Origin of the sequence: Phyllobacterium sophorae (assembly GCF_003010965.1) — a bacterium.
Taxonomy (GTDB): domain Bacteria; phylum Pseudomonadota; class Alphaproteobacteria; order Rhizobiales; family Rhizobiaceae; genus Phyllobacterium; species Phyllobacterium sophorae.
On the sequence record NZ_PGGM01000003.1, the window covers coordinates 466,672 to 492,083 of the forward strand.

The window sequence follows — 25,412 nt, forward strand, 5'->3', positions numbered from 1 at the left end:
TGGTTCCAATCGGGGCGGCGCGAGGACACACTTGCGGTGCGGCTGTGCGACAGGAAAGATTGATTGCGCAGATTATGTTGCTCCGTGACACAGCCACGAGCAGTAGCGCCACCAAATGCTTGAACAACAAGCTCGCCTTTCCCAAGTGCGACACCATCTACCTTACGCTCACGCAGAATGTAACTTACAGCACGCCAGTCCATTGCAGTGTCTGCGGTAAGTATTTGGGGACCTGGGCCGAACTTGAAGGGACTTCATCGCCCAAGGCGGCGACAGCGGAGTCTTCGAAATCTGTACTGACGCACTCGCCGGTAAAGCTGCATGCACGGGCTGTCGGAATGCCGTTATTGCAGCTGCCAGAGAGACTGGTATCTACATCACACACAAAACGGCTTTAGGCCGTCTGGGTTTTTTCCGCCTGTTCCAGTTGCTCGACCAATTTCTTGAATCGATCGTCAGGCGCGCGAACATTGTACTGGCTGCGAAATGCCTCTCGCATGTCGTCCTGACTCAATTGCCTTCGAACAACCTGCTGTACGTGATTTTGTTTCTTTTCATCGTCCATCATCGAGCGCGTCCCTAGACACCTCGAACCCTCCACAATCCACTTGGTTCCATCTGCGGGTCAGCACGTCCATTGGCGGACAGAACCATTGACCAATCCCAAGATGAGGTTCTTAATGGATCCGTCGCTGGGCCTGTTTAGTGGCGAACCGGCGCTTGAGAGATGGAACGTGCTCCCGCCTAACTATTGGGGAGAACACCATGCTTCGCCTGATCAGCCAGCACACTTATACCACCGAACAATGGGACCTGATGCAGCGCGCCCATGTCAAGGCATCCGAGATGCTTGGACGCTGCTCGCACAGCCATGAACATGCGAACCGTCTCGCGCGGACCGTGATGAAGCTTTTCGACCAGGGCCTGCGTGACGATCTGATCATCGCTGCCAGGGCCGTGGAGCAGGAAGTGACGGCGACTCGCATCGCAAGCGAGCGCGACAGCAGCATCGTCACCAAGGGCTGAAAACCAAAAACAACGGCAAAATGACTGGTCTTATCATTTGTACAGTCCAGTGTTTTTACTCGCCGTCTGGATCGCCATAACGCTCCCACCCGTCAAAGACGCACGCATTGAAATGTACGTCGACGGCATTCCGTCGATCCTCGAAGCAAGGAGAATGATCATGTCGAGATCCTATTTGATAATTGGCAAGCGCAATCGCCTTTCCGCCTATGCATTGGCTGGAGCGATCGCAATGTTTCTTCCCGCGGTCGTGGCTCACGCCGAAACGAGCTCTCCTGCACGGAGCGGCGTCGAGTTCGCGCAGGCTTCCACAGCGGGCGCGTCCGAAGCCCGACCGGCTGTCGACGAAAGCATCCGTCCATTCCAGTTCCGCGCAACCGATGAGGCCCTTGCCGATCTCAAACGGCGCATCGCAGCAACCAAGTGGCCGGATCGCGAGCTTGTCACGGACGACTCTCAGGGCGTGCGACTTGCCACGATGCAGAAGCTTGCCGAGTATTGGGCTAACCAGCACGACTGGCGAAAGGTCGAGAAGAGGTTGAATGCCCTGCCTCAGTTCGTGACGAATATCGACGGCGTCGACATACACTTCATCCACATGAAGTCGAAGCACCCCAACGCGCTGCCCGTCATCATTACTCATGGTTGGCCCGGCTCGATCATCGAGCAGTTGAAGATCATTGATCCATTGACCAATCCTACAGCGCACGGCGGCACCGCAGCCGATGCGTTTGACGTCATAATTCCATCAATCCCCGGTTACGGCTTTTCCGGCAAGCCCACCGAGCTCGGCTGGGACCCGCAGCGCGTCGCGCGGGCTTGGGCCGTTCTGATGGACCGCTTGGGCTACAAGAAATATGTCGCGCAGGGCGGCGACTGGGGTGACGCAATCAACGAGCAGATGGCGTTACAGAAGCCTGCAGGGCTGCTTGGCATCCACACCAACATGCCGGGCACGCTTCCCGACAACATTTCAGCTGCACTGGCCGGCGGTCCGCAGCCGACCAGCCTGACGGGCGACGAGGAGTATGCGTGGAAGCAGCTCGATTTCTTCTACAAGCATCGCGTCGGCTACGCGTTGGAAATGGGGGCCCGGCCACAGACACTCTACGGCCTGGACGATTCGCCCATCGCCCTTGCCGCATGGATGATTGACCATGATCCGGAGAGCCAGGAGCTGATCGGCCGCGTCTTTGACGGGGTTTCCGAAGGGCTGACGCGCGATGACATCCTCGACAACATCACGCTCTACTGGCTGACTAACACGGGGCTGTCTTCGGGTCGCCTCTTCTGGGAAAGCAAGCTCGCGTTCTTCGCTCCCAAGGGCGTTACCATCCCGGTCGCGGTGAGCGCTTTTCCTGACGAAATCTACACCGCTCCGCGTAGCTGGACCGAGAAGGCCTTCCCGCAGCTAATCTACTACAATCGGCTGCCCAAGGGCGGGCATTTTGCGGCGTGGGAACAGCCGGAAATCTTCACTGAAGAGTTGCGTGCTGCGTTCAGATCGCTGCGTTAGTCGATTTGAGAAAGAAGGGAGGCGCTCAGCGCGCCGCCTTTCCACCCAGAAGGAAAACGCCATGACCCGTGCAACCAAAACCCCTTACGTGCAAAAGGTCGACCTGAGGTCGTTGTTATCCCCCATCTCGAATGCTGATCGTGCAAAGCGCTTTTATCACGGCTTGGGTTGGAGGCTCGACGCCGACTTTGCTGTCGGTGATACATTTCGGGTCGTGCAGTTCACGCCGCCAGGCTCGCCGAGCTCGATCCATTTCGGCACGGGGCTGACGTCGGCTGCGCCCGGCTCGGCAAGCGGGCTCTATCTCGTCGTGTCCGATATCGAGGCTGCTCGCGTCGAACTCGCAAAACCGTCTCAGTCCTTCAGAGTGCCAAGGCATTCAACGTCGATTTCGTTTACGACGTCGCCAAGCACCTATTGGAGAAGGGACCAGATGAGGAAAACGGTCGGAAACACCAAATGTGCAAGTCGATACTGCTGAAGTGTCTGGAGGGCGGCTGTCCCACTGCTGTTGCTCGAGTGGCCTTTGTTGAGGCTGCCAGAGACTGGTATCTCCATCACACACAAACGGCTTTAGGCCCTCTGGGTTTTTTCCGTCTGCATTCCTGACTTTTCCTCAATCCTGGCGACAGTGTAACCGGAATGTATAATCCTGAAGCGCAGTGGCTCAAGCAATCGCACGAGGATGGCGCGATGCTGGCCAGCGCCTGAGTGGCGAGGCCCAGCGCGTTATCATGGCAGGCGGCGGCTCAAGCTGGCAGGACTTGGCCCTCTGATTGCGCGTTATGTCAGACTGAAAGAAGCTATCGAAGGTGGCCAAGGTCTATTTGTTGCGGTGGCATGACCTGGGGCAGCAGCCCTTCGCATCGATCACGAGCTTACGACAGACCGACGCGACGGACAACAGATGCCAGGAATGGCTGGCAATGAACTACAAGACCCACGCACCAGTTGTCGCGATGGCAACACGTTCTGGCCTGCCAGAACGTTCGTTCAGTCGTACAGACCACCGAGCAAGACACCCACAATTGCGTGGCCGGATTCATGAATTGCGCAGCGTAACCGAATAGCGTCGTTTACGGCTTCTTGGGGCGGCAGCTGATTATATAGATCGCTATATTCCATCTCCCTGCCTTTACCCCTTGCCCGTCGACGGGCATCTCGAACGAGTTGCTCAAGTTGAGCACCGTTCCAGCCTTCGGTGCGATAGGCAATCACATCCATGTCGAATTCGGCAAGATCCTGCTGAGATAACAGCGGAGTATCCCTTCTCGGGCTGTAGCGTTTGGCAAATGTAATCTTTGTATGTCGATCAAGCTTGCCTGGCCGCAACAGCGCCGTATCAATTAGTTCGAGGTATTGCACGCTCCGATCACGAGTACGCCTTCGCGGCTCGAGGCACCGTCAACGCATTCCAACAAGCTTGACACGACTTCCCTGCTATATTGCGCTACCCTGCGCAAAATTCGGCGTGCGTTCGGCTTGTCGTGGCACTCCCCGGTCAGCAAATCAGCGATGTTTGGCCATGCTAGTCGCCTCAGGGCTTGCGAAACTGAGGAAAATACCGAACCCGACATCAAGTCTGGGGCCGCAACGTCATCGAAGAATCTAGTGGAGGCTTGGCGTTCTATAGAGGATTGACTGGCCAATCCTGATCTCTAGCTCGACGATGTATTTTTGCAAGGCGTCAAAGTTCACGGAAATGCCAAGGCCTGGCGCATCCGGAATCTTTACTTCGCCGGCGCGGTCGATCTCCAGATGCTCACGGCATATTAACCAGGACAGCGAGGATGGGTCCATCGGATATTCGCACAGGTCCTGCCGTTCGAGGCCGGCATAGGCCTGCAGGGACGCGCTCAGGGCTAAGTGTGACGTGTAGGTGTGATTGACATAGGGGGCCCCGCGCTGATCCACAGCCGGGGGGCGCTTGGCAATTCCGTTGGCCGTCGTTAACGCTGAGTACGGTAAATCGGGTGCATGATCTACCCGGAATGAGCTTCACCGATGCGATCGATATTGATGCCGACGAGGTCAAAGCCTCGGTGGCGGTTCCAAAGTACTTTGCAGCATATGAGCACAAGTTCGGACTGCCGGTTCATCGCCCTGTCAACGTCAAAGTAGTCTGCGACAGGGGCGACAGGCTCAGAATCGAAACGGATCGAGGGGCATTCTCAGCGCGGGGGCTTATCAATGCCACCGGCACGTGGGAGTCGCCTACATACCGGACTATCCTGGTGCGGACAGGTTCAAGGGAAGGCAACTCCACACGCGCGATTACCGCACGGCCGAGGACTTCGCCGGAAAACACGTGACCGTCGTTGGCGGCGGGATTTCCGCGGTCCAACTTCTGGACGAAATATCACGGGTCCCCTCGACCACATGATTGAACATGCAAGCCACTCCTGCCTGACGAGATCGTTAAGTCTGAAGCTATGGACCCTCCGGATTGAGAGGTGCTTGACAGCTTCAGCGTCAATTTTGCCGTCTCGGTGCCGATGGCACTGGCGCATTGAAACGATGGTCCTTACAGCTTTGGTCCGCGCGGTGTTTGTCAATAGTCCTCAAGGAGAGGGCCACGATGCCAGCGGTATTGACCGCTTCGGCATTTTGCCACGGCCAGCTGAGCGTGGACTATCTCGTCTTGCCTAGCTTTCCCCCTTTTCTTCGATAATATCCGCGATCAGTTCGACTGGTGGCCACGGGTTCCCTTTTCGAATGTGTGCTGGGACCACCAACGAGCCCACCGCAATCGGTGTGCGCTGGTTCATCATGTCTTCACTTGGTTAACTTTCGAACACATGATTTGGGCAACATAGCCGTTGCTATACTTCCATCACATCCGACAAAGCCGGACCAACGAAATTTCCGCACTACGAGGTACTCAAAATCAATATAGCTCTTGCTATACTATCGCTACAATGCTCTACTTCATTTAAGCTGCTAACCGGAAGTTGCTGGATAATTGCCGAAACGAGCACAGATGAAATCAAGTTGCCGTTCGTTGAGAAGAGTTGACGATCACTCGAACGGCGAAGTGTGACGCATCCAATACTGCCAGTCCCGGGGGACGCAAGCTTGCTGGGTATTGGTCAGTGTCTGTTGAAGTTCATGTCCACGCATCCGGGGGATCAGTCATGTTCAAAGGCCAAAAACAACTTTTCAGAGCCACAGTATTCTTTTGGATAGTGTCAGGTATGGTGGCGTTATGGTTGGTCGGTTGGCTTTTGCAGTAGAACCAGGGTACGTCCCTCCCCGTTCCGTGTCGGGCAGTGTCCGATTTGCGCCACCAAATTTGCTTTCTCCACGCTCCTTTGTGCCGACATTGCCTTCCCAAGTTCCCTTTCCGCCACAGACGTCGATCGTCTAGTGAGAAGTCATCATAGGCGGCGGTTCCGCGTCGTGGCCAGCCACAGATACTGCCAGACCGGTCGCACCTGCCGTTCGATCAGACCGGCGCCTTCACGCACGAGAAATAGTTGCCGCTTTTTCTGTTCCCGTTTGCCGGCGTTGTGGGCGTTCATATCTGCGCGTCAACCAAACTCCACTTGATTTCTGACGGCCTGCTTAACCATCTTTGACGCGCCACCGTGTATTTCACCAGCCCCCTGTGCTGTAGCGAAGCCAACCCCCTGCGAATGGACGCCTTAAGGGCGGCGCTCCTCCAGGCATGGATTGTATGGTCCGCATCATCGCAATTGCCAAATAGCATCTCGCATAGAAAGAAATGCAGTTCTTTTGACGTCCACTTAGACCCTAGGAATGCATCAGATCGCATGACTACAAGAATGGCCTGTTCAACTTTTGCAAGCCGGACACCGACGAGGGAAGCGAAAATCCCCTGAAGCATCCCCACCGTTCTTGACCTGGACTTTGGGTTCGGCGATGAGAACTTGTCCGATTTGCCGGCATAAACCATCAGTTGTGCGTTGCTCACCACAGAATTTAGGTCGCTCATTGCGACGGTCGCGATTTCGGAACAGCCGAATTCCGCAACGGGACGCAGATAATCGATACGATCAAATCCGTCGATTGCAACGCGAACGGTCATTTTATCCTCTCCTTGGGTACTTTCGTGATCTTCCGCGGGATTGTGCGGGCAGTTCACTTTCCGCCGCTGCGGTTGTCATGATTTCTCTCCCAGCTGCGCCTTAGGCTCGGGTGGTATGAAGCCAGTTACTGATGGATAAGTAAAATTTAATATATTTAGGATCAAGGTAAATATTATTAACTCAGAGCAATGCGGATCTTTGAGGGATGATGGTCCACTTAAGAACTGGCCAAAATGCCTGCCCGAGATAATGCACCAATCCGCACGATCCCGGGCTCCACGACGCACACTGAAATCGAGTGCTACCGAGCACGTGACCAGCGGTCTTCTGATCAAACCTTCTGCGTTTGAACGGCCATGCAGCGCCTTAATATTTGATCATTTAGCCCTCAAAACAGATCAAATCGGGTAGTGTCGACGCATGGTTTCGTAGGGTCTTGCATAGGAACGCGCAACCTGACTAAGGCGTTGTATTCGAGGTTTGAGCGGCGGCTCGCAAGCGTCTCGTTGTGAGCTGTCAACACCTTCAAAGCCGTACCCGAACGCCCGGCATCCGCGCGGCTCAACTATGATTTGACATTCAGGGTCAGTAGGGATTGAACTTGTACTGCCTAGGAAAGCAACGCCCTACTCCCACCGAGAACCACTTCCCCAACGCCTTATTCGTTTTTGCGCTTTTGCCGCCAGCGGCGGCGATTTCGCTGGGTGGAAAGTCAGAAGAAGATGCCATGCTTGAAACGGTAGACAAGACGAAGCGCCCTTGGGTTGTTGTATCCATTGTCCTTGCGACATTCATGGTCGCGATAGAGGCGACAATTGTTGCAACAGCGATCCCGCATATTGTCGGGCAACTCGGCGGCTTTACCTATTATAGCTGGGTCTTTTCGGCATATCTTCTCGCACAATCGACGACAACAGTCATCTATGGAAAACTGTCCGACGTGTTCGGCCGGAAGCCCATTCTTATCGGGGGGATTGTAATATTTCTTATCGCTTCTGCGGCTGCAGGCTTCGCTTGGTCAATGGCCTCGCTGATCGGATTCCGGCTATTACAGGGCATCGGTGCAGGAGCGATCCAGCCGGTGTCGATGACGGTTATCGGGGACCTCTATAAGCTGGAAGAACGGGCCAGGGTCCAAGGTGTACTTGCCAGCGTTTGGGCGATATCGGCAGTCACTGGCCCCCTTGCGGGCGGTATCATCGTCGATAATTTTTCGTGGGGATGGATCTTCTGGATTAATCTTCCGCTTGGCCTGCTGACCATTGCAGGGTTAGGGCTTTTTCTGCATGAATCCATTGAACCTCGGAAGGTCAAAATTGATTATCTCGGAAGCCTGTTTTTTTCGGTCGCCATTGTTTCCCTCTTGGCCATGCTCACCGATACAGATTCAGGTTTCGGTATCCTTGCCGGTCTTGCTGCAGTTTTTTGCGTGAGCGGCGGCCTTTTTTTCCTTCAGGAGCGGCGTGCCCCTCAACCCATCATTTCACTGGCCCTTTGGAGCCAACGGCTGATCGCCACCAGCAATACTGCCACACTGCTTGCGGGCATGGCGCTCATCGGACTTACAACCGTTCTTCCTATTTACGTGCAAGGTGTGCTGGGCCGCTCGCCGCTCGTCGCCGGCTTCACCCTAACCATGCTGGTTGTCGGGTGGCCCATGGCAGTCATGCTGTCCAGCCGGTTCTACCGTGCATTTGGAATTCGCAGCACCCTGCGCACTGGTAGCCTCATGTTCCCTGTCGGGGCTGTGTTCCTTCTTTTCCTACAGCCTGAGAGCAGTCCCATTTCGGCGGGTATTGGATCTTTTCTGATGGGGTTCGGCATGGGCCTTATCAGCATCACTAGCGTGGTTCTTGTCCAGGAAAGCGTCGAATGGTCAATGCGAGGCAGTGCGACTGCTTCGATTATCTTTTCACGGAGTTTAGGAAATACCCTCGGTGCAACGATCCTTGGCGCAATTCTTAACTTTGGCATTGTCCATTTCGGGAACGGCGATCTGGCCGCCCAACTCCACGAGGTTCTCAATCAACCTGCTGGGCTGGCCGACCTTGCCGCAACGCCAGCGGTCAGGACGGTGTTTCATTCGGCGTTGCATTGGACTTTCTGGGGCGTTTTCATCCTAGCCCTGCTTACTTTCGCAACAACGTGGCTTATCCCTGTGTCACGAGATGCCGGTCGTAAAGAGGCTCGCATCTAAATCAGGGAACAATCAGACATCGTCGTCGAATCATCTTATGTGCGTTTCATAGTGCCGACCCTGCGCATTTCCGGCTCACTGCGGCCAACGCCCAAATTTTGAGATCTCAACCCGGTATTTGGTGGGACATGCAGTGGTGATCGCGTCAAACATCCCTATTTTCGATGTCCGGACCTATCGAGCAGTCAACCACATGTTGGAGCTCGTTCTGCAACTCTTCGATGCTTCGGGAAGAACTCTGCCGTCCAATCCAGCAATCCCACCAAGGTACACACCGCTGGCAAAGTTAAAAGTTACGGTGCAGAGATGATCCCGATACAGCCACGCCGTCTTTCGATTGCGATGCGCCGATCGCCGCGCCAGCTTTCGGACCAGACGGGGCTGACGAAGAATATTTGAAAGTGGTGCCCGCACCATCTTTCGCCCCAGAAATTCTAGAAGTATGGCCGTCTCATGATGGCATAACGCAAGAATTTAGAAAACTGAACCGAGGGCCAAATGCTGATCAAGCACTCGCCCAAATTGGTTTTGGTCGTAAACGCCTGCCGCGACCAAGCATTATCAGCGCGTTCCGCGTTCGCAAAAACCGGGACTGCACACTTCTTATCTGCCATCGCAGCAATTTATTGCCCGAAAAATACTTACCAAGGCACGATCATCGTTTCCAAAGTTAGGCGCGACTTCGCCCGGATACGAGCTGTAATGCAGGTTGCGAAGTCTTGTGCCGCATTGGGACAAGAGCATCTATTGCCCGCTGGACCTCAGCTGGCGTCCAGCCAGACAAGTAGGCTTCCGCCTGCAAGGCGGCGATATCTGTAAAGTTCCCATGCTGAAGTTTCATAAAACGACCTCGTAACGCCTCCTTGCAATGTCTTTCTCGTTCCGGGTAATATCCGGTCCGTATAGGGGACGGGATTGGCATCGTGTTTTCCTCCTCAACGACCCGATTTGCAGGCGGCTGTTTGAAAATTTGAGCCTCTCTCTTTTCTGCAAACCACTCCTAGCTAAACGCTTTTCAGTGCCAAAATGATCCACACCTGACCGCAATGATCGCCAAGGGAAGCATTTTTCTTTTGACATGAACGCGCACGCGACATGAGATTTGATCGCGGTTGAATTTTAAATGAACGAAAAGGTTTCCAGCGGCCAACACACAGTTCGGCGCCGCCGAGCCAGGCTCACCAGTGTTTGAATGACGCTTTATTCGAGTCTGATACCTAATTCTTGACGAACTTGCTTAGTCAGGCCTTTTGCAACAAGCTGGTAGGATCGACGCAAATAGGCGTCTAGTTCGCTATCACTAAGACCCGCCTCCTTAGAAACGCAAACCCACTGCCGCTTAGCGAAGTAAGGCGCCTGCTTGACACCCTCGATCCCGGTCAGCACGACGAAGCTTTCCTCTGGACACTTAAATACAATGCTGTTCAGATCAGGGGATACCAGCCTCAGAAGCGTGAATACTTTGCCGCTCACCTTTGCGACCCGCGCTCCCCATTGGTCGACGAGGGAAACGCCTGGAAGCGAAAGTGTGAAGCTCTCGAAGCATCCGATTTCGAACAAATTCATGCATTTTCCAAAGGCGCTAGAAGTGAGTTCTCGGAGAACATTTGCGGAATTGCAGAACTGAGTCCCCGCAACTCCTATTGGTGTGAAACGACGGTAAGAGGAATGTATCATAGATGCTAAGAATTGAAGCATATGGGGGGATGATTTATTCCAAGTCATACCCAAGTCGTCGCCTTGATAAACGCGTACATCCGATCGGGACTGCGCTATGCTTCAGGCCGTGATGCTTCCTGCTAACTGCTAGTACTGCGGCACTAGATGCGCGATATTCGATATCACGTTTAAGCAATTGCCGCAGTTTTCACCGTGGAAGTAATACTCGCTGTCAAGGTCGAAGACGTATAGGTCCGAATGCCTAATTGGAAAGTTCGCCCTACGGGCGTATTCTTACCCTGCTGACCGAGACGCCAAGCACCGCCTACAGCCTCTCGCGCACCTTCGCAAGCAGCTCCTTGGGGCCGAGGCGTTGGAACTCTCCTCAGCTGATTCAACACCCCTGCGAGGTGACAGTGGATGTATCCACAGATGTTCAGATGCTAGCGCGTAGATTGCGCAAGGTTTCAGGTCACGAGAAAAATAGAGATCCGAAATATTGGAGGCAATGTCTCTAAATAGGAGGAAGAGAACATGGCTATTCAAGTCCCGCAAGATTTCCGCCGCGTGATCGTTGCCGCGTCGGTGGGAAACATCATCGAATGGTATGACTTCTATATCTTCGGGAGTTTGGCTGCGGTTCTTTCAGTCAAGTTCTTCGAACAATCCCACCCAGTCGCAGCTTTGCTCAGTACAATTGCGCTGTTTACTGCAGGCTTTCTGATCCGCCCCCTGGGGGCGTTCCTCTTCGGCTGGATGGGCGACCGTGTCGGCCGCAAATATACCTTCCTCATTACGCTCAGCGGCATGGGGTTGGGCACAGGCGCGATCGGTTTGATCCCGACATACGAGTCCATCGGCTTGACCGCTGCATTCCTCCTGTTTGGTTTGCGCATGATCCAGGGATTGTGCTTGGGCGGTGAGTATGGCGGCGCCATCACCTACGTCGCCGAGCATGTCCCCGACGAACGCCGTGGTTACTACACCGGCTGGCTTCAGACCTCGCCGACGCTTGGGATTGTGGTGTCACTGGCGGTGATCATCGCAACGCGTACCTATTTCGGCAATGAAGCATTCGACGCATGGGCGTGGCGCGTTCCGTTCCTGGTCTCCTTCCTGCTGGTAGCGATTGCAATCTACATCAGGCTCCAGCTTCAGGAGACACCGATTTTCGCGGAGATCAAGGCCAAGGGGCAGATGACCAAAAATCCCTGGAAGGAAGCCTTCCTTAGTGCCAATATCAAATACGTTGGGATCGCGACCATCGTGCTGATCGGGCAAGGCGTCGTCTGGTACAGCGGCCAGTTCTGGGCATTGTATTTTCTACAGCAGGTTTCCAAGGTGGACCCGCTGAACTCGGCCTACATTGTGGGTGCTGCGCTGCTCCTTGCAACGCCGAGTTTGATCCTTTTTGGCCTGCTGTCCGATTTCATCGGCCGCAAGCCAGTGATCTTGGGAGGCATGTTGCTCGCTGCCATCACCTACTATCCGCTCTATTTGTGGTTGGGAACAGTCACGCAACCTGGCAACATCAACTATCCAGTCGCGATCTTCATCATCTTTATCCTCGTTTGCTATGTCGGGATGGTATACGGGCCGGTCGGGGCGTTCCTGGCAGAATACTTCCCTGGCAGGATTCGCTACACGTCAGTGTCGGTGCCGTATCACATCGGCAATGGCTGGGGTGGCGGACTGGTGCCGTTCATTACCTCAGCGGCTTTCGCGGCCACCGGCAGTATCGGCTACGCGCTGCTTTACCCGATCGTGGTTCCGGCCGTATGTTTCGTGCTCGCTCTATTCTTAATGCCCGAGACGCGCAAGATCAGCATCTGGAATCCGATTGAGCCTAGAGCCGAAACATAATCCTGTGCGGGGCTAACTGGCCCTGCACATTTTGCTCGCAGGGCCTCATCTTCGAGGCAACAGCCTGGGCACGTTTCCGGACGAGATGACCGGCGTGTCGTTGCAGCAGGGATTGCATCCATAGCAAAGGCGATTATTCGAGGTTACCCTTCGAAAGAACGAGCCAGACACGGGCCAGCGCAGAAGATAAGCGCTGGGAGCAACGAACCCATTGCATTGGAAACAATTTAATGTACGCTATACAAGTAATAGAAAAATACTGCGACATTTTTTTCCATTTATGAAAGTATGCAGCTTTGCGAGAACATTTGGATCAGACGGATCGAAAACTGGTCCAACTGCTGTCACAAGACGCGCAACTTGGCGTAAATCGACTGGCTGAACGGATGGCGATTTCGGTACCCACCGTGCGCTCGCGCCTTCGTAACCTCTTGAGCAAGAACCTCATCAAAATTGTCGGATTGTTGAGCCTGTCGGAGCGACCCGAACTGATCTCGGCGATTGTCGGCATCAATGCTCGCGGGCATGGCCGCGCCCGAGAGATCGCAATGCGGATCGCCGAGCTCCCGTTCGTCACCTCAGCGTGCGTCGTAACAGGACGCTTCGATATTATCGTCGATGTCGTCGTGGCCGGTGACGTTGCGGACCTTTATCGCGTCACCAGCGAGCTCATTCCGGGCGTAGGTGAGCCGGGAGAGATCACGCGCACCGAGACGTTCGTTGTCATGGCGGCGTGCAACAAATGGGTAAGTCTGCCCAAGGGCTGTTGGTCAGGCGGCCAAAACGCTCAACCGTAAGTCTTGATTTTAGGAAAATCCTGAGGATCGCCAACCTTGGAACACAAATAGCCCAACCGGGCGGGAACATATAACTGGAACACGGAGGAATACCCAATGATCACGAAGTTATTCGTCGCAGGCATTGCCATGCTGGGCATGTCCGTCGCTGCAAGCGCCGGCACCCTTGACGACATCACCAAGCGCGGAGAATTGCGCGTGGCAGTCCAAACGCAAGGCCCTCCCTTCTCCATGGTCGATCAGGCTGGCAAGCGCACGGGCAGCGCGGTCGAACTTGCCGAGTTGATGGCAAAGGAAATGGGAGTAAAGATTACCTTCCTCGACTTCGACTGGGATGGCCTTATTCCGGCCCTTCTTTCTAGTAAGGCCGACCTTTTGGTTGCGGACATGACGCCGACGCTGCCGCGTGCGATGAAAGTCGCATTCACCAAGCCCTTCATGTTCACTGGAAGCACCGTCTTTGCCAAAGCGGGCAGCAAGTTCGGTTCAATCGATGCCTGCAAGGCGGCCGGCACGAAGATTGCCGTCCTGCTTGGTGCGACGGGCGAGAAAGTGGCAAAGGAAACTTTTCCTGACGCCGATATCAAGAGCTATAAGGGTGGAGGTCCACTCCTTCTCGACGCAGTCAACAACGGTCAGGCCGATTGCGGCGTTAACGACGTTTCCGCTGTCAAGGGCCAGCAGGCGGCCTATCCTGCCGGAACCTTCACGATCATGCCGGAAACACTGTCGAAGGAGCCGCTTGCCTTCGCAACGCGCTATGATGAACAGGACCTTTTGATCTGGATGAACCTCTTTCTTGATCAGGTCGCACTTGATGGCCGCCTGCAGAAGAACCTGGACTACTGGGTCAATTCTGACGCGTGGAAAAAAGAGCACTAGACAATAGCAGGTTTTGGACGGGGCGCAGCGAGCCGATGCGTTTCCGTCTGGACCACCGTATGACCGCGCTCATTTCGTCGCCCGAAGGATGCTCCCGGCATGCTTGAAAACTTCAGCTTTCGCACCATCACCGAATACCTGCCCCTGTTCGGGTATGGTTTCGCCGCGACACTATGGCTGTCCATCGTGTCATTTGCGGGTGCCCTTGCTGTCGGCATCACCCTGTGTGCAATGAACTTGCAACGTTCGCAGGCACTGAAGGTCCCCGCAAAGATCTATATCGATGTCATCCGGGCAACGCCCTTGTTAGCGCAACTCTATTTCCTGTATTTCGGCCTGCCGCGTCTCGGCGTTGTGTTGCCGGAACTCTTCATCGGCATCCTCGCACTGTCGCTGAACAGCGGAGCTTACGTCGCCGAAATCATCCGAGCTGGCATCCTGTCGATTTCACGCGGCCAGGTCGAGGCAGGCATTGCTTCGGGCATGACCTATTTCCAGCGCATGCGTCTTGTCGTGCTGCCGCAGGCGTTTCGGGTAACCATTCCGCCGCTTCTTGGGCAAGCCATCGTGTTGGTGAAGGATTCCGCGTTGCTCTCGCTGATTTCTGTTTCAGAATTAACGCGGGCCGGCCAGCTTCTGGCCTCGGATCGCTTTATGCCTGCAGAGGGCTTTATCACAACTGCAGCGTGCTACCTTGCGCTCTACTATGGATTGAAAACGCTCGCAGCTTCATCCGAACGCTGGCTTCGCCTGCGTCCTACGGGGAACCTCAAATGATCTGGCAACAGCTTCAAAGCCTTATCGGAAGCTATCCTTTGGCGCTGCGTGGTCTTGCAATGACCATCGCCTTGTCACTGCTAAGCCTCATCCTTGGGACCCTCATTGGTTTCTTCCTCGGTGTGCTGAGAACAAAGGGCAATCGCTTGATCATCAGGGTCATCGGTGCTTGGGTCGATCTCATCAGGGGCACACCATTTCTTGTGCAGATATTCCTGATATTTTTCATTCTGCCGGAACTTGGAATCGAGTTGGACGCCTTCACTGCGGGGATCATTGCCCTCACCAATCTGGCAGCCTGCTTCATTTGCGAGATCGTTGCCGCGGGTATACGTTCGGTGCCGACGGGCCAAGTCGAGGCTGCACTCGCCTCCGGTTTGTCGCAGTGGCACCGAATGCGCCAGGTGGTGCTGCCCCAGGCGATGCGCGTCGCCCTGCCCCCGCTCGTTGGACAATATGTTCTCCTCATCAAGGACTCGTCCGTCGTATCCGCCATCGGCTTGACAGACCTTACCCGCGTTGGCTGGCTCGTGGTTCAGCGCGTTCCAAATGGGCTTTTGGTATTTGCTATCGTCGGTGCCGGCTACTTCGTGGTGTGCTACCCGCTTATCCTGCTTGCACGCCGGCTTGAGAAAAACATGAACGCCGCGCACGGCGAGGTGCAACTTTAAGATGCACCGCAGTCACCCTCATGAAGGCAGCCTGATATGATCAAATTTCGCGGCGTCAACAAATGGTTTGGGGCACTTCATGTGCTCAAAGACATCACGCTCAACGTCGAGCCGCGCGAGGTGGTCGTCGTTTGCGGTCCCAGTGGCTCAGGCAAGAGTACGCTGATCCGCTGCATCAACGGTCTTGAGACGATCAAGAACGGCGATCTGGTGGTGGACGGACAGCGTTTAGGGGATCGCGCTACCAACATGACCGAACTGCGGACTGAGGTCGGTTTCGTCTTCCAGTCATTCAATCTCTACCCCCATAAAACCGCGCTCGAAAACGTCATCCTCGCGCCAATTCATGTGCGCAAAATTCCAAAGGCCGAGGCCGAGATCGCCGGGCGTGAAATGTTGGCGAAAGTCGGGCTGGCCGACAAGTTCAACTCGTACCCCGCTGAACTTTCTGGCGGACAACAGCAGCGGGTAGCCATCGCACGTTGCCTATGCATGCGCCCGAAAATTATGCTGTTCGATGAGCCTACTTCAGCTCTTGACCCCGAAATGATCAGCGAGGTGCTTGATGTGATGGTGGGTGTGGCCGAGGAAGGCATGACCATGATGGTCGTGACCCACGAGATGGGCTTTGCGCGCAAAGTGGCTCGTCGCGTCGTATTCATGGACGCGGGCGCCATCGTCGAGACCGGACCGCCGGAGGAGTTTTTCTCCAACCCCAAGACCGATCGCAGCCGCGCCTTCTTGAGTAAAATTCTACGTCATTGATGATGGATCAGCACACCCGGCTGGTGTTTGCAACGAGACGATTTCGATCGCTGCTCTCCAGTGTAAGCGATCTCTGGGCTTGGGATGGATGGCTCTGCTTACAACTGCCGCACGATCGCCAGGTGATGTTGGCCAACGGCCTATTTGCGAGCGCACAATGAGCTACATTGATACTTTTTACCGACGAACGATCGCCGACAATTACGCATTTCCGGCCTCGTCAGGTACCACCGAATGTGACACCTGCATCATAGGAGGTGGCCTTGCGGGAATAACGACGGCTTTGCAACTGGTACGCGCCGGCCAAGCAGTCGTCATATTGGAAGCCAGGCGCATTGGCTGGGGCGCTTCTGGACGCAATGGCGGTATTGTCAGTCCCGGTTATGCCAATGGAGGCGATGCAATCGAGCGCGCAGTGGGTACCGAAAACGCCCGCAAGCTCCACGCGCTATCGATCGAAGGCATGAGATTTTTGCGCGATACTATTGATGAACTGACCATCACTTCGGCTGCGCCCACACCCGGCATCATGAGCGTACTGCGCTATAACAATGGCGAAAGTCTGCGTTCACGTGCTGACTATCTCCAACGCGAATTCGATTATTCTGTGGAGTATATGAGCCGGGATCAAGTGCAGGGGGTTCTGCGCTCCGAGCGCTATTTTCAGGGACTGCGCGACCCGCAGGCGTTTCACATACACCCGCTCAACTATCTTCGGGCCCTGGCGCAGGAGATCGAACGGCTTGGCGGAAGAATATTTGAAGGCAGCCCAGCCCTTTCAGTTGATTTGGGGGGGGCGGAGAAGGTCGTCCGGACAGCTCGAGGTGAGATAAAGGCCCGGCGCATCGTGGTCACAACAGGTGGCTACACGGCGGGATTGATTCCCAAGATAAAGCGGAGCTTTCTGCCGATTGCCACTTACGTCATGATGACAGAACAGGCTCCGGATCTCATCCACCAAGCCATCGCCACGACAGATGCCGTTAGTGATAATCGGCGAGCCGGGGACTACTATCGCGTGGTTGAGGATGGCAAACGTCTGCTCTGGGGCGGTCGCATCACCACGAAAGCCGCGTCGTCTGCAGCCCTTGCAAAAGAACTGCGCCGGGAAATGGTGAGCACTTATCCGCAGCTCGCCGATTTGAAAATTGAGACGTCCTGGTCAGGTCTGATGTCATATGCACGCCATCTCATGCCTCAGATCGGGCAACTGCGACCCGATGTCTGGTATTGCACGGCGTTTGGCGGTCATGGACTGAACACGACAGCAATTGGTGGGAAGGTGATCGCTGAGGCAATTCTTGGTCAGTCCGATCGCTACGAACTATTCAAGCCGTTCGGCCTTGTTTGGGCTGGGGGCCCTGTTGGCTTGTCCGTTGCGCAACTTACTTATTGGAAACTGCAAGCACAAGATTGGTGGCGGGAACGGTCATCTACGTGACCAGGCTGAAAAACCGATCCCTTGTCGACCCCCAAGGCCAGCAGCCAACCCATCCCGGAGGAAGCCGCTGCCAAGAGGAATTCGCCGACACACTCGAAACCTAAAATCGTACAGCGTCGCGGGCTTTGGATGACGACCGATGAGCAGCGCTGGCGTCTATGAAGTTGCATCCTCGGTGTGCGCAAGGAGCCGCATAGGTCTGTGTCACCCATGCCTGGCCTGTCGATCTGCCTGCTCGATCGCGCGGATCACCTCCCTGATACCATGCGGTTCGATGTCTAGTTCCTTCATGCCGGGCAGGTCGCGGGCTGTCACGTTGTCGTGACGCATAAGTTCAATTTGAATCCGCGTGAGGGGAGCGGCGGGAAGAAATTCCGCTATTGTGGCCAACACGCTCCAGATCTCAAAGGGAATTGATATCGGCCGGATCTGGACACCGAGTTGGCCAGCAATCTCTCGCACCAGTTCCTCATAGGTATAGACTTGCGGGCCACCAAATTCGAAGATCGAGGAACCTATGGGCTCGTTACGGTCGATCAGAACGCTGATGGCTTGCGCAACGTCGCCCACATAGACCGGTTGCAGCCTTGTTTCGCCATTCCCAAATAGCGGATAGACGGGAAGCAGACGTATCAGCCTGATAAGCACGGTAAGAAAACTATCGTCCGGCCCAATCATAACAGAGGGACGAATGATGATGCTGGGCATTGTGCTCGCCACGACGTGTTCCCCCTGTCCGCGCGCACGGATATAACGAGACTCGGATTTCGCATCGGAACCGATGCCCGATATTTGTATGAACTGCTCGACGCTACTGTTGCGCGACGCAGCGGCGAGATCCGCGGCTGCCTTCACGTGGACGCGCTCAAACGTCCGATTTCCGCGTTCGACATAGAGGCTGACAGCATTCACAACCGTCTGCGAACCGGCGACGGCCAACGCGACTGAGGCAGGGTCCAGAATATCCGCCCGGACCGCTTCCAGAGTCCTTGCATCCGCGGGGAAGAGTCCGCTCACCCGTTCCGGGTGCCGGGATACGGCACGGACATTGAAGCCTTTCTCCACGAGCCGACAGACGATCCTGCGGCCCAGAAAGCCGGTTCCACCAAAGACGGTGACAAGGCGTTTGGTGCTCCAATTGTCACTCATCATCAGTCTGGTCCTCGGTGGACGGCGTGGCCGTCAGGGATAGTCTGGGCCCGGTGGGTGATCCGGCAAAAAGCCAGGCGGGATCACTGGGGTGGTCCCTATATCCGGGGCTGGTTCGACCATTTCTGCATCACCCGTCGGGGGCGGTGTTAATATGCCCTTGCATCTATTGAGAACTTCCTCGCGCTCGTAATCGCCGCCTTCCCCTGGATCGACTTGGCATTCCTCGCGGGGCTTTTCATAGTCATTGTGACGAAAACGCCGCTCGTGCGCGGCCGCCGATGCGTCGACCGTACAAAGCAAGCAGGTGACGAGGACAGAATTCATGAAACGAGGTTTCATGCAGTCCTCCATATTCGGTTGTCGTTACGTTACAAACCGGTCTAACCCCAGATTGTTCCACAATTCAGCCATTCCCATCTCGTGGCGATGGCGTGAAATTGTCATGAGAAAGTGGATTGGTTCATCCCGTCCATGGCTCGCTGAGATATCGTCAACTGCAAGGTACACAATAGCCATTTTGATCTTGCGCTAGAGTCATTGTGGCGGCCGTGCAGCAGTCTCAGTGACCGCCACAGGGCTGCTTCATTGGGCTGTTTAATCGTCGTTGACTTCGCAGGTTATGAGAGGAAAATGTCTTTTTATGCCTCACCACACAACAAAGGGGGCGGCCTTCCATGACAATTGCAAGGAAACTTCAGGACTATATCGACGCTCAGGGCATCGCCTACGACACCCTCGCGCATCACCGTACAGCAACAACCAGCCAGTCGGCGCACGCGGCGCGGGTTCCGGGCAGCAAGCTGGCCAAGTCCGTGGTCGTGCATCACGAAATGGGCTACGTCCTGGCCGTTGTTCCAAGCACGCACCGGATCGAGCTCTCCACCTTGCAGGAAGTGGTGGACAGGCGTCTTGGTCTCGCCTCGGAGGAAGAGGTCAGCGCGCTCTTTGCCGATTGCGACATTGGCGCAGTGCCGCCCATCGGATCGGCCTACGATGTGCCGGTGATCCTCGACGAAAGCCTCGGTGACGCCAGCGACGTCTATTTCGAAGGCGGGGACCACAAGACACTGGTGCATGTCAGTGGACCGAACTTTCGCAGCCTGATGAAGGATGCGCGCCTCGCCCGCTTCAGCCACGTGTCCTAGACGGCGTGATCGCTGTTTCAGAGTCTGATCGTGCGGCGTTCGTTTGCGTCTGGCGATGCGCATCCAATGGCCGCGACCTCTGCCCGGCCTGACAAATACTCTTAACGTGAACGCAGCGGACGAACCATCCCTCTGACCACTACTCATCCCTAGAACCATGACTTTGCTACCTCGGCGTCGGCCTGCGCCCGCGTGACCCCGATATCCAGCAATTGGTGGTCGGCAAGCTCCAACAGTGCTTTGCGACTGCGGCGTTTGTCGAGCAAGAGTGCGATCGCTGCAATTTGAGCCTGGCCCCACCTCGAGATTCGCCGTGACGTTGCGATGGCGCTATGCGCTTCATTGCTGCTATCGATCTCCATTGTCATATGACTTCCTTTCATGCCATCAGCCCATATTGCGCTGGAAATGAACCGAAAAGAAGCTTATGGTATTTATGTTTTCCATAAGGAATACTTTTGTGTGCCCCTGAACCTTGAGCAGCTCGCAACTTTCATTCACGTGGCAGACCTTGGCAGCTTCACGGCAGCTGCAGACAAGGTTGGTCTGACGCAACCTGCCGTAAGCCTGCAAATAAAACTGCTGGAACAGCGTTTGGGGGTGCGGCTAGTTGAACGTATCGGCCGACGGGCTCAGCCGACGACGGCCGGCCTTGATTTGCTGAGTTATGCGCGACGGATGACACAGGAGTCCATTGCCGCGGAGGAGGCGATGATACCGCATCGGGACGGTGCCGCTGGGCGAGTACGCATCGGCAGTGGCGCAACTGCTTCAATCCATCTCTTGCCGCTCGCCATTGCAAGAGCAATGAAACGTATGCCCGGTCTTGAGATCACCGTACGCATCGGCAACGCCGATGACATCCTGCGCGACCTTGAATCGAACCTGCTCGACCTTGCGGTCGCCGCCCTTCCTGCTCACGGGCGGCCGTTCGAGATAGAACCGTTCTACGAGGAGGAGATGCTTGCCGTTGCGCACAAAGACAGTGACATGCCCTCCCAAGGCCCGGACGCAGCCTTTTTGTGCGATAAGCCCCTGCTTCTTTATGAAGGCGGGAACACGCGACGCTGTATTGATGATTGGATGAGGGCGGCGGGGCTGCAGGCCAAGCCGACGATGGAGTTTGGCAGCGTTGAGGCGATCAAAGAGCTGGTTGCGGCAGGGCTGGGTTGGTCTATCCTTCCCGAACTGGCCCTGAAACGAAATCGAGCCGATTTCCTGACAACGTCGTCGGTGAGGCCGAAGCTAACGCGTCAGCTTGGAATGATTGTTCGCCGAGACAAGCTTCTTACCCGTGGTCTGCGTACGATCATGCAATGTTTGCGCAATTTCCAAAGTTGACCGACCCCGAATTTAACTCGCTTCCACGCGTCGCCAAAAACTCCATCCCTTGTTAACCATGCGAGCGCAGTGTTTTAAGGCTGGCGGTCCCATTTCCGTCGGCAGCCCGGCCTGCTCTGCGTCGTGTTTATGGGCAGGTCGGGTGTGGTAATCCAACGTGACATCAGCTATGAGCAACGCGGGCGCGACTGCCATTAGAGTTAGAATGGGGTCGGGCGGGCGATTGACGTCTACCTCGCTGCCACGAACGAACGTGGACGCCCTCCAGTTTGATTACCAAAGGCTTCAGTGCCGTCTGTCCTTTTCAGCGCCCCGCAGACAGTCTCTTAGTGCGTGCTGATTTTGCGACAAGCCTGCCGACAAGGTAGCTTGTCCAGTTCGTTGGCCCTTGTGCAGCAAGAGTGCTCAGCGTTTCACCGCATACAAACCCCTTGAACGCTCGATATGAATGACCATGGCACGTTCCGCCGCATCCGGATCGCCAGCCTTTATGCAATCGAGAATGGCGGAATGTTCCTGCAGGGTTACATTTTCCTGCCCTGTCCAGATCAACATTTCAATATGGTACTCGAACAGCCATTTCAGGAGCGATTCGCTCAAAGCCTCGAGAATAGGATTGCCCGAAATCGAGGCGATCTTCCGATGAAATGCAATGTCGTCATCGATGAAGCGCTCGGAATTGCCATAATGGCTTTTCTGACTTGCCAGGATCGCCTCAAGCACATCGATGTCAGCTGACGTCGCCCGTTCGGCCGCGATGCGGACCAAACCGCGCTCATAGAACAGACGGGTGCCCTTCAGATGCTCAAGTGACTCTGGCGACGTCAACATCAGCATGCGCGCTACGACGTCGAGCTGTTTGAACATGGTTCGCGGGGTCAGCGCGGCAACCTTGGCGCGCTCCCCATGTGAGATCGAGATCAGCCCCATATTGTGCAAGCTTTGCATAGCCTCACGGATCGCCGGTCTGCCGACGCCGAACCGTTCCATGAGATCCCGCTCAGAAGGCATCTCGTCGCCAGGACCGACTTCACCGCTCGCGATGAGGTCGTGCAATCGATCGAAAACTTCATCGGAAAGCTTTCTTCTGACGATTCGATCATCGAGATTTTTCATCAATCAAAGGACTCCCGAAACCTTCATTTTCAACTATCGATCCAACGCCAGACTGTCTTGCGCGTGGTTAAACATTATAGTGCAGGAGTGCCACCGCATAGGGTTTCAATTGAAGCTCATGCTGGTGTTTGCCAACAGTCGATTTCTTTGCCACCCGGGTCCCAGGAAAACTATCCTCGTCGATCATCATAATTGTCAGTGCGCTCTTTGGGGACGACCCTGGATCGACTGTCACGGTAAGCAGCTCTGAGGTAATGTTCGAAAGAATGACGGTACGTCGTCCCACGCTGTCGCGGCATGCCAGCGACAATACTTTCGTCTGGTCCTCCGAACAGCTTTCGACCACCGATTGCCCGGCCAGGTTGCTCAGCTGTCTGACGATGTGGAATGCAGGATACCTGTTGTCCGCACCGTCAAGAAGTCCGGCCGGGCCCAACAGGCTAGCAGGAACAAATGCGGAAATGTCGTGTTCGGCGATACGCGCTGCATAGCCAGCGATAAACGAAGCGGCAAACAACCCATGCTGCCGCGGGTCCGTTTTGGCCATTGTCTTGCGTTCAATTGCATTATCGAAGACCCGCGAACCATAGGGATTTTGGCGCATTGCAATGAATGATGGGCCCAGACAATAGCTGCGATTGTTGCCCATGATCTGCCTTGCGGATCGAAAGATGAACGGCAAGGCTTCGAGCGTCTGCATGACGCTGGTGTCGTCGGCGGCATGGACAAGAGGATTCGTGCCGTGGGTGACAAAGTCGAGCAGTTCCACCGGTGGCCGTTTGCGATTGAGTTCGGTGAAGTAGCTCACCATACCCCCGCCAATGGCCAGACCGGGAAAGGCCCCGCGGGCCGACCTGTAAATGTCCGACAGCGGTGGGCATTCCGGCCAGGCACTTCCTGGTGGCGTCGACTGACGATCGGCGGATGGGCACACAACCATCGCGTCCAGTTTAAGTCCGGATCGCTGGATTTTCGTCGCAAGCGCGCCGAACTCATCATCCAAATTGCCACCGGCAGCGGCGATATATTCAAGCCTGATCGGGCATTTTGTCCGACTTTGCACACCGGCATACCCGTTCAGTTCCTCTTGGCCGTGGCCTGCCGTTGAATCGAGATGACAAAGGAGAAAACCCGGCGCGATGTCTTCCAGTACTGCGTAATGATCAAGCGTTTCGTGCAACGCTTCAGGCATTATCAGCAGTCCCGTTTGTGCAAACTTGCGGCCCGATGGCCTATTGGAAACATGCACCGGAACGAAATTCGCGCTGTCGGCACGGCTCGTTGCCGATGGTGATACTTTGAGGACGAGTTCAATGCTCTGGGTATTGGCCGTGGCAGCCGGCATGATGTACGGCCAAGGCAAGGCGAGTGGACGGACGTAGGTTTTGTAAGAGGCGTCCGACCAGTTGCGCTGATCTTCCATCTCAAACGCATCGCCAACAAATCGACAGGTAGCCTCTATTCCCTCTGCCGGCATGTGCGTCAGCGAACAGACCGATTTGAACGGCTGCCAGGGGTCGATCAGGTCAGGAAAGACCGCATCTTCTTGCGTGCCGTCACAATGCCCGACAGTAACGCATCTTCCGGCTACGCCAACAATCGGGTGTAACACGCAAAACCCGCAGCGATTGGTCTCGAAGTCGCACTCCGGCGTCGCAGTTACCGAGAAATTCAGCGTCCCGTCAGCGTGACCTCGAATTGCCGCCGCGTAATTCAAACCTTCGCAGCGTGCCGCGTAACGCACCTCGAAATATTCAGCCTGTCTATCGACGGTCAGTTCGCTGATAACCGGATCAAATGTGCCCCAGTCACGGTCGCGAACGACGTAGGCGATGGCACGAAGGATCTCGTATCCCTTAAAACGGATGGCTCTCAAGTTCCCTTGTGCCAACTCAACCGCCAGTTCCCCGGCGCTCAATCGCTGTACATCGGCCACTGGGGCGTCCGTTCCAAAAAGTCTGACTGAACGCGATGGGCCGGCTGTCGTCATGCCACAGCTTTCACGTCCACCGACGCAAGATTATCGGCGGCCGACTGATATGCGGCCGCCACCAGAGCCATGGTTTTCAAATTATCCCGCCCTGACGTTTCCGGCGCTCGTTGAGAAGCAAGGCACGCCACCCAGTGTTGTTGAATGTTGTAGACACTTTCCTGAATATTGTGCCATGGCCTGCTCGCCCAATCGTGCAGGACTGGAGTAACCATGTGTTTCTCGGTAACGCCCTCACTGTGTATCGTCAGTTCGTAATTTGCCGACAACCTGATCGTACCGCGGCTGCCGTCAATTTCCAGCAATGTCTGCGGGAAAAGCTCTTCTTGCAACGAGGTTGCATAGCTGCAGTCGCAAATGCTGTTTACACCGCTTTCGTGAACCATCAGCATTGTGGCGACATCTTCGCCCCTGATCCTCGGATTGACCGTCCTTGTCGCCGCTGACAAATGGCTGACATCCCCAAACAGGAAGCGGGCAATATCAAGCATATGAATACCGAGGTCCTCGATAATGAATCGATCTGATGTGGCAAGGTATGGCTGGCCCGAGAATACGTCATAGGCCGAACGGAAGGACACCCTACCCCAGAAAACTTCGCCGATGCGGCCAATATCAAGAAGCGCACGAACGGCGCGAAGCGGTGCCTGCCAGCGAAAATTCTCGTGCACCATCAAAGTTACACCGGCACGTTCGCATGTATCAACCATTGCCCGGGCATCGATCAGGTTTTCGGCGAAGGGTTTCTGGCATATGACTGGAAGGCCGGCACTGGCGGCCAGTTCGACGAGGGGCCTGTGTGTTTTGACAGTCGTTGCGATATCGACGAAGTCGAGAGTTTCCCGGGCAATCATTTGTGCCGCATCGGTATAGAGCCGCGAAACCCCAAACCTCTCCCCTGCTTGCTTCAGCCTGGCTTCGTCGCGATCACAAAGAGCCGTGATGGTAACCCCGTCGATTTCCTGCCAGGCATGCAGATGATTGTGCGCAAAGAAGCCGCAACCGATCAGACCTCCTTTCAACAT

Annotated in this window: 26 protein-coding genes and 1 pseudogene; 15 read left to right on the top strand and 12 right to left on the bottom strand. The window is 55.4% G+C overall.

Features of this window, described 5'->3' with window-relative positions:
• Nucleotides 1-394: 394 nt before the first annotated feature.
• Complete coding sequence (locus CU103_RS31360; protein WP_170117018.1) at nucleotides 395-568, bottom strand: hypothetical protein; 174 nt, start codon at nucleotides 566-568, stop codon at nucleotides 395-397.
• A gap of 197 nt (nucleotides 569-765) precedes the next feature.
• Here CU103_RS31360 and CU103_RS10050 point away from each other — a divergent pair, with 197 nt between their 5' ends.
• The 4 genes and pseudogenes from CU103_RS10050 to CU103_RS32760 all read left to right on the top strand — a co-directional run bounded on the left by CU103_RS10050 (nucleotide 766) and on the right by CU103_RS32760 (nucleotide 3,151).
• A complete protein-coding gene (locus tag CU103_RS10050) occupies nucleotides 766-1,026 on the top strand; it encodes a hypothetical protein (RefSeq protein WP_106663749.1) in 261 nt (86 codons plus the stop codon).
• A 160-nt stretch (nucleotides 1,027-1,186) separates the two neighbouring features.
• Nucleotides 1,187-2,542 (top strand): epoxide hydrolase family protein, encoded by a 1,356-nt coding sequence (locus tag CU103_RS10055; RefSeq protein ID WP_245448696.1) that lies wholly within the window; start codon nucleotides 1,187-1,189, stop codon nucleotides 2,540-2,542.
• A 61-nt stretch (nucleotides 2,543-2,603) separates the two neighbouring features.
• Nucleotides 2,604-2,885, top strand: a pseudogene (locus CU103_RS10060) (VOC family protein); the annotation flags it as partial.
• A gap of 74 nt (nucleotides 2,886-2,959) precedes the next feature.
• Nucleotides 2,960-3,151 (top strand): hypothetical protein, encoded by a 192-nt coding sequence (locus CU103_RS32760; protein WP_106663750.1) that lies wholly within the window; start codon nucleotides 2,960-2,962, stop codon nucleotides 3,149-3,151.
• 384 nt (nucleotides 3,152-3,535) lie between these two features.
• On the opposite strand, the gene CU103_RS10070 is transcribed toward CU103_RS32760, so the two are convergent.
• Both CU103_RS10070 and CU103_RS10075 read right to left on the bottom strand, forming a co-directional pair.
• Nucleotides 3,536-3,907 (bottom strand): hypothetical protein, encoded by a 372-nt coding sequence (locus CU103_RS10070; protein ID WP_106663751.1) that lies wholly within the window; start codon nucleotides 3,905-3,907, stop codon nucleotides 3,536-3,538.
• Between the two features lie 243 nt (nucleotides 3,908-4,150).
• On the bottom strand, nucleotides 4,151-4,456 hold the full coding sequence (locus tag CU103_RS10075; protein WP_245448698.1) for an enolase C-terminal domain-like protein: 306 nt from the start codon (nucleotides 4,454-4,456) through the stop codon (nucleotides 4,151-4,153).
• Between the two features lie 289 nt (nucleotides 4,457-4,745).
• Here CU103_RS10075 and CU103_RS32000 point away from each other — a divergent pair, with 289 nt between their 5' ends.
• A complete protein-coding gene (locus CU103_RS32000; protein ID WP_245448699.1) occupies nucleotides 4,746-4,925 on the top strand; it encodes a hypothetical protein in 180 nt (59 codons plus the stop codon).
• Nucleotides 4,926-5,919: 994 nt separating this feature from the next.
• Here the strand turns inward: CU103_RS32000 and CU103_RS31365 are convergent.
• Nucleotides 5,920-6,063, bottom strand: coding sequence for a hypothetical protein (locus CU103_RS31365; RefSeq protein WP_170117019.1), 144 nt, complete (start codon nucleotides 6,061-6,063; stop codon nucleotides 5,920-5,922).
• Nucleotides 6,060-6,590 (bottom strand): hypothetical protein, encoded by a 531-nt coding sequence (locus CU103_RS10085; RefSeq protein ID WP_106663753.1) that lies wholly within the window; start codon nucleotides 6,588-6,590, stop codon nucleotides 6,060-6,062. Before CU103_RS10085 ends, CU103_RS31365 begins: the two co-directional genes overlap by 4 nt.
• Before the next feature lie 728 nt (nucleotides 6,591-7,318).
• Here CU103_RS10085 and CU103_RS10090 point away from each other — a divergent pair.
• Nucleotides 7,319-8,788, top strand: coding sequence for an MDR family MFS transporter (locus CU103_RS10090; RefSeq protein ID WP_106663944.1), 1,470 nt, complete (start codon nucleotides 7,319-7,321; stop codon nucleotides 8,786-8,788).
• A 1,200-nt stretch (nucleotides 8,789-9,988) separates the two neighbouring features.
• Here CU103_RS10090 and CU103_RS10095 read toward each other — a convergent pair.
• On the bottom strand, nucleotides 9,989-10,354 hold the full coding sequence (locus CU103_RS10095; protein ID WP_106663754.1) for an MmcQ/YjbR family DNA-binding protein: 366 nt from the start codon (nucleotides 10,352-10,354) through the stop codon (nucleotides 9,989-9,991).
• A gap of 627 nt (nucleotides 10,355-10,981) precedes the next feature.
• On the opposite strand from CU103_RS10095, the gene CU103_RS10100 reads away from it, so the two are divergent.
• The 7 genes from CU103_RS10100 (at nucleotide 10,982) to CU103_RS10130 (ending at nucleotide 17,643) form a co-directional block, all read left to right on the top strand.
• Nucleotides 10,982-12,310: an MFS transporter gene (locus CU103_RS10100; protein WP_106663755.1), complete on the top strand. Its 1,329-nt coding sequence runs from the start codon at nucleotides 10,982-10,984 to the stop codon at nucleotides 12,308-12,310.
• 296 nt (nucleotides 12,311-12,606) lie between these two features.
• Nucleotides 12,607-13,107, top strand: coding sequence for an Lrp/AsnC family transcriptional regulator (locus CU103_RS10105; protein ID WP_106663756.1), 501 nt, complete (start codon nucleotides 12,607-12,609; stop codon nucleotides 13,105-13,107).
• Between the two features lie 96 nt (nucleotides 13,108-13,203).
• Nucleotides 13,204-13,989 carry an ABC transporter substrate-binding protein gene (locus CU103_RS10110; protein WP_106663757.1) on the top strand — a complete coding sequence of 262 codons (786 nt, stop codon included), beginning with the start codon at nucleotides 13,204-13,206 and terminating at the stop codon, nucleotides 13,987-13,989.
• A gap of 99 nt (nucleotides 13,990-14,088) precedes the next feature.
• A complete protein-coding gene (locus CU103_RS10115; protein WP_106663758.1) occupies nucleotides 14,089-14,766 on the top strand; it encodes an amino acid ABC transporter permease in 678 nt (225 codons plus the stop codon).
• A complete protein-coding gene (locus CU103_RS10120) occupies nucleotides 14,763-15,437 on the top strand; it encodes an amino acid ABC transporter permease (protein ID WP_106663759.1) in 675 nt (224 codons plus the stop codon). Before CU103_RS10115 ends, CU103_RS10120 begins: the two co-directional genes overlap by 4 nt.
• A gap of 36 nt (nucleotides 15,438-15,473) precedes the next feature.
• Nucleotides 15,474-16,202: an amino acid ABC transporter ATP-binding protein gene (locus CU103_RS10125; RefSeq protein WP_106663760.1), complete on the top strand. Its 729-nt coding sequence runs from the start codon at nucleotides 15,474-15,476 to the stop codon at nucleotides 16,200-16,202.
• Nucleotides 16,203-16,359: 157 nt separating this feature from the next.
• The gene (locus tag CU103_RS10130; RefSeq protein ID WP_106663761.1) at nucleotides 16,360-17,643 is read left to right on the top strand and encodes an NAD(P)/FAD-dependent oxidoreductase; all 1,284 of its coding nucleotides are present in this window, start codon (nucleotides 16,360-16,362) and stop codon (nucleotides 17,641-17,643) included.
• 204 nt (nucleotides 17,644-17,847) lie between these two features.
• Here CU103_RS10130 and CU103_RS10135 read toward each other — a convergent pair whose 3' ends face one another.
• Together CU103_RS10135 and CU103_RS10140 are read right to left on the bottom strand one after the other, a co-directional pair.
• Nucleotides 17,848-18,795 (bottom strand): complex I NDUFA9 subunit family protein, encoded by a 948-nt coding sequence (locus tag CU103_RS10135; protein ID WP_106663762.1) that lies wholly within the window; start codon nucleotides 18,793-18,795, stop codon nucleotides 17,848-17,850.
• 30 nt (nucleotides 18,796-18,825) lie between these two features.
• Nucleotides 18,826-19,134, bottom strand: coding sequence for a hypothetical protein (locus tag CU103_RS10140; protein WP_106663763.1), 309 nt, complete (start codon nucleotides 19,132-19,134; stop codon nucleotides 18,826-18,828).
• Between the two features lie 335 nt (nucleotides 19,135-19,469).
• On the opposite strand from CU103_RS10140, the gene CU103_RS10145 reads away from it, so the two are divergent.
• Nucleotides 19,470-19,940: an aminoacyl-tRNA deacylase gene (locus tag CU103_RS10145; protein WP_106663764.1), complete on the top strand. Its 471-nt coding sequence runs from the start codon at nucleotides 19,470-19,472 to the stop codon at nucleotides 19,938-19,940.
• A gap of 149 nt (nucleotides 19,941-20,089) precedes the next feature.
• Here CU103_RS10145 and CU103_RS10150 read toward each other — a convergent pair whose 3' ends face one another.
• Complete coding sequence (locus CU103_RS10150; RefSeq protein WP_106663765.1) at nucleotides 20,090-20,308, bottom strand: DUF1127 domain-containing protein; 219 nt, start codon at nucleotides 20,306-20,308, stop codon at nucleotides 20,090-20,092.
• 40 nt (nucleotides 20,309-20,348) lie between these two features.
• On the opposite strand from CU103_RS10150, the gene CU103_RS10155 reads away from it, so the two are divergent.
• Nucleotides 20,349-21,281 carry a LysR family transcriptional regulator gene (locus CU103_RS10155; RefSeq protein ID WP_210203745.1) on the top strand — a complete coding sequence of 311 codons (933 nt, stop codon included), beginning with the start codon at nucleotides 20,349-20,351 and terminating at the stop codon, nucleotides 21,279-21,281.
• Between the two features lie 405 nt (nucleotides 21,282-21,686).
• Here the strand turns inward: CU103_RS10155 and CU103_RS10160 are convergent, their stop codons facing one another.
• The 3 genes from CU103_RS10160 to CU103_RS10170 form a co-directional block, all read right to left on the bottom strand.
• Nucleotides 21,687-22,397 carry a transcriptional regulator NanR gene (locus CU103_RS10160; RefSeq protein ID WP_106663766.1) on the bottom strand — a complete coding sequence of 237 codons (711 nt, stop codon included), beginning with the start codon at nucleotides 22,395-22,397 and terminating at the stop codon, nucleotides 21,687-21,689.
• 67 nt (nucleotides 22,398-22,464) lie between these two features.
• Nucleotides 22,465-24,387 carry a D-apionate lactonase gene (gene apnL / locus CU103_RS10165; protein WP_106663767.1) on the bottom strand — a complete coding sequence of 641 codons (1,923 nt, stop codon included), beginning with the start codon at nucleotides 24,385-24,387 and terminating at the stop codon, nucleotides 22,465-22,467.
• On the bottom strand, nucleotides 24,384-25,412 hold the full coding sequence (locus CU103_RS10170; protein WP_106663768.1) for a Gfo/Idh/MocA family protein: 1,029 nt from the start codon (nucleotides 25,410-25,412) through the stop codon (nucleotides 24,384-24,386). Before CU103_RS10170 ends, apnL begins: the two co-directional genes overlap by 4 nt.

What these genes read in the sequence shown, in the direction of transcription:
- CU103_RS31360 (WP_170117018.1), bottom strand. Translation starts at nt 568, where the DNA reads ATGATGGACGATGAAAAGAAACAAAATCACGTACAGCAGGTTGTTCGA.
- CU103_RS10050 (WP_106663749.1), top strand. Translation starts at nt 766, where the DNA reads ATGCTTCGCCTGATCAGCCAGCACACTTATACCACCGAACAATGGGAC.
- CU103_RS10055 (WP_245448696.1), top strand. Translation starts at nt 1,187, where the DNA reads ATGTCGAGATCCTATTTGATAATTGGCAAGCGCAATCGCCTTTCCGCC.
- CU103_RS31365 (WP_170117019.1), bottom strand. Translation starts at nt 6,063, where the DNA reads ATGAACGCCCACAACGCCGGCAAACGGGAACAGAAAAAGCGGCAACTA.
- CU103_RS10085 (WP_106663753.1), bottom strand. Translation starts at nt 6,590, where the DNA reads ATGACCGTTCGCGTTGCAATCGACGGATTTGATCGTATCGATTATCTG.
- CU103_RS10090 (WP_106663944.1), top strand. Translation starts at nt 7,319, where the DNA reads ATGCTTGAAACGGTAGACAAGACGAAGCGCCCTTGGGTTGTTGTATCC.
- CU103_RS10095 (WP_106663754.1), bottom strand. Translation starts at nt 10,354, where the DNA reads ATGAATTTGTTCGAAATCGGATGCTTCGAGAGCTTCACACTTTCGCTT.
- CU103_RS10100 (WP_106663755.1), top strand. Translation starts at nt 10,982, where the DNA reads ATGGCTATTCAAGTCCCGCAAGATTTCCGCCGCGTGATCGTTGCCGCG.
- CU103_RS10110 (WP_106663757.1), top strand. Translation starts at nt 13,204, where the DNA reads ATGATCACGAAGTTATTCGTCGCAGGCATTGCCATGCTGGGCATGTCC.
- CU103_RS10115 (WP_106663758.1), top strand. Translation starts at nt 14,089, where the DNA reads ATGCTTGAAAACTTCAGCTTTCGCACCATCACCGAATACCTGCCCCTG.
- CU103_RS10120 (WP_106663759.1), top strand. Translation starts at nt 14,763, where the DNA reads ATGATCTGGCAACAGCTTCAAAGCCTTATCGGAAGCTATCCTTTGGCG.
- CU103_RS10125 (WP_106663760.1), top strand. Translation starts at nt 15,474, where the DNA reads ATGATCAAATTTCGCGGCGTCAACAAATGGTTTGGGGCACTTCATGTG.
- CU103_RS10130 (WP_106663761.1), top strand. Translation starts at nt 16,360, where the DNA reads ATGAGCTACATTGATACTTTTTACCGACGAACGATCGCCGACAATTAC.
- CU103_RS10135 (WP_106663762.1), bottom strand. Translation starts at nt 18,795, where the DNA reads ATGATGAGTGACAATTGGAGCACCAAACGCCTTGTCACCGTCTTTGGT.
- CU103_RS10140 (WP_106663763.1), bottom strand. Translation starts at nt 19,134, where the DNA reads ATGAAACCTCGTTTCATGAATTCTGTCCTCGTCACCTGCTTGCTTTGT.
- CU103_RS10145 (WP_106663764.1), top strand. Translation starts at nt 19,470, where the DNA reads ATGACAATTGCAAGGAAACTTCAGGACTATATCGACGCTCAGGGCATC.
- CU103_RS10150 (WP_106663765.1), bottom strand. Translation starts at nt 20,308, where the DNA reads ATGACAATGGAGATCGATAGCAGCAATGAAGCGCATAGCGCCATCGCA.
- CU103_RS10155 (WP_210203745.1), top strand. Translation starts at nt 20,349, where the DNA reads ATGAACCGAAAAGAAGCTTATGGTATTTATGTTTTCCATAAGGAATAC.
- CU103_RS10160 (WP_106663766.1), bottom strand. Translation starts at nt 22,397, where the DNA reads ATGAAAAATCTCGATGATCGAATCGTCAGAAGAAAGCTTTCCGATGAA.
- apnL (WP_106663767.1), bottom strand. Translation starts at nt 24,387, where the DNA reads ATGACGACAGCCGGCCCATCGCGTTCAGTCAGACTTTTTGGAACGGAC.
- CU103_RS10170 (WP_106663768.1), bottom strand. Translation starts at nt 25,412, where the DNA reads ATGTTGAAAGGAGGTCTGATCGGTTGCGGCTTCTTTGCGCACAATCAT.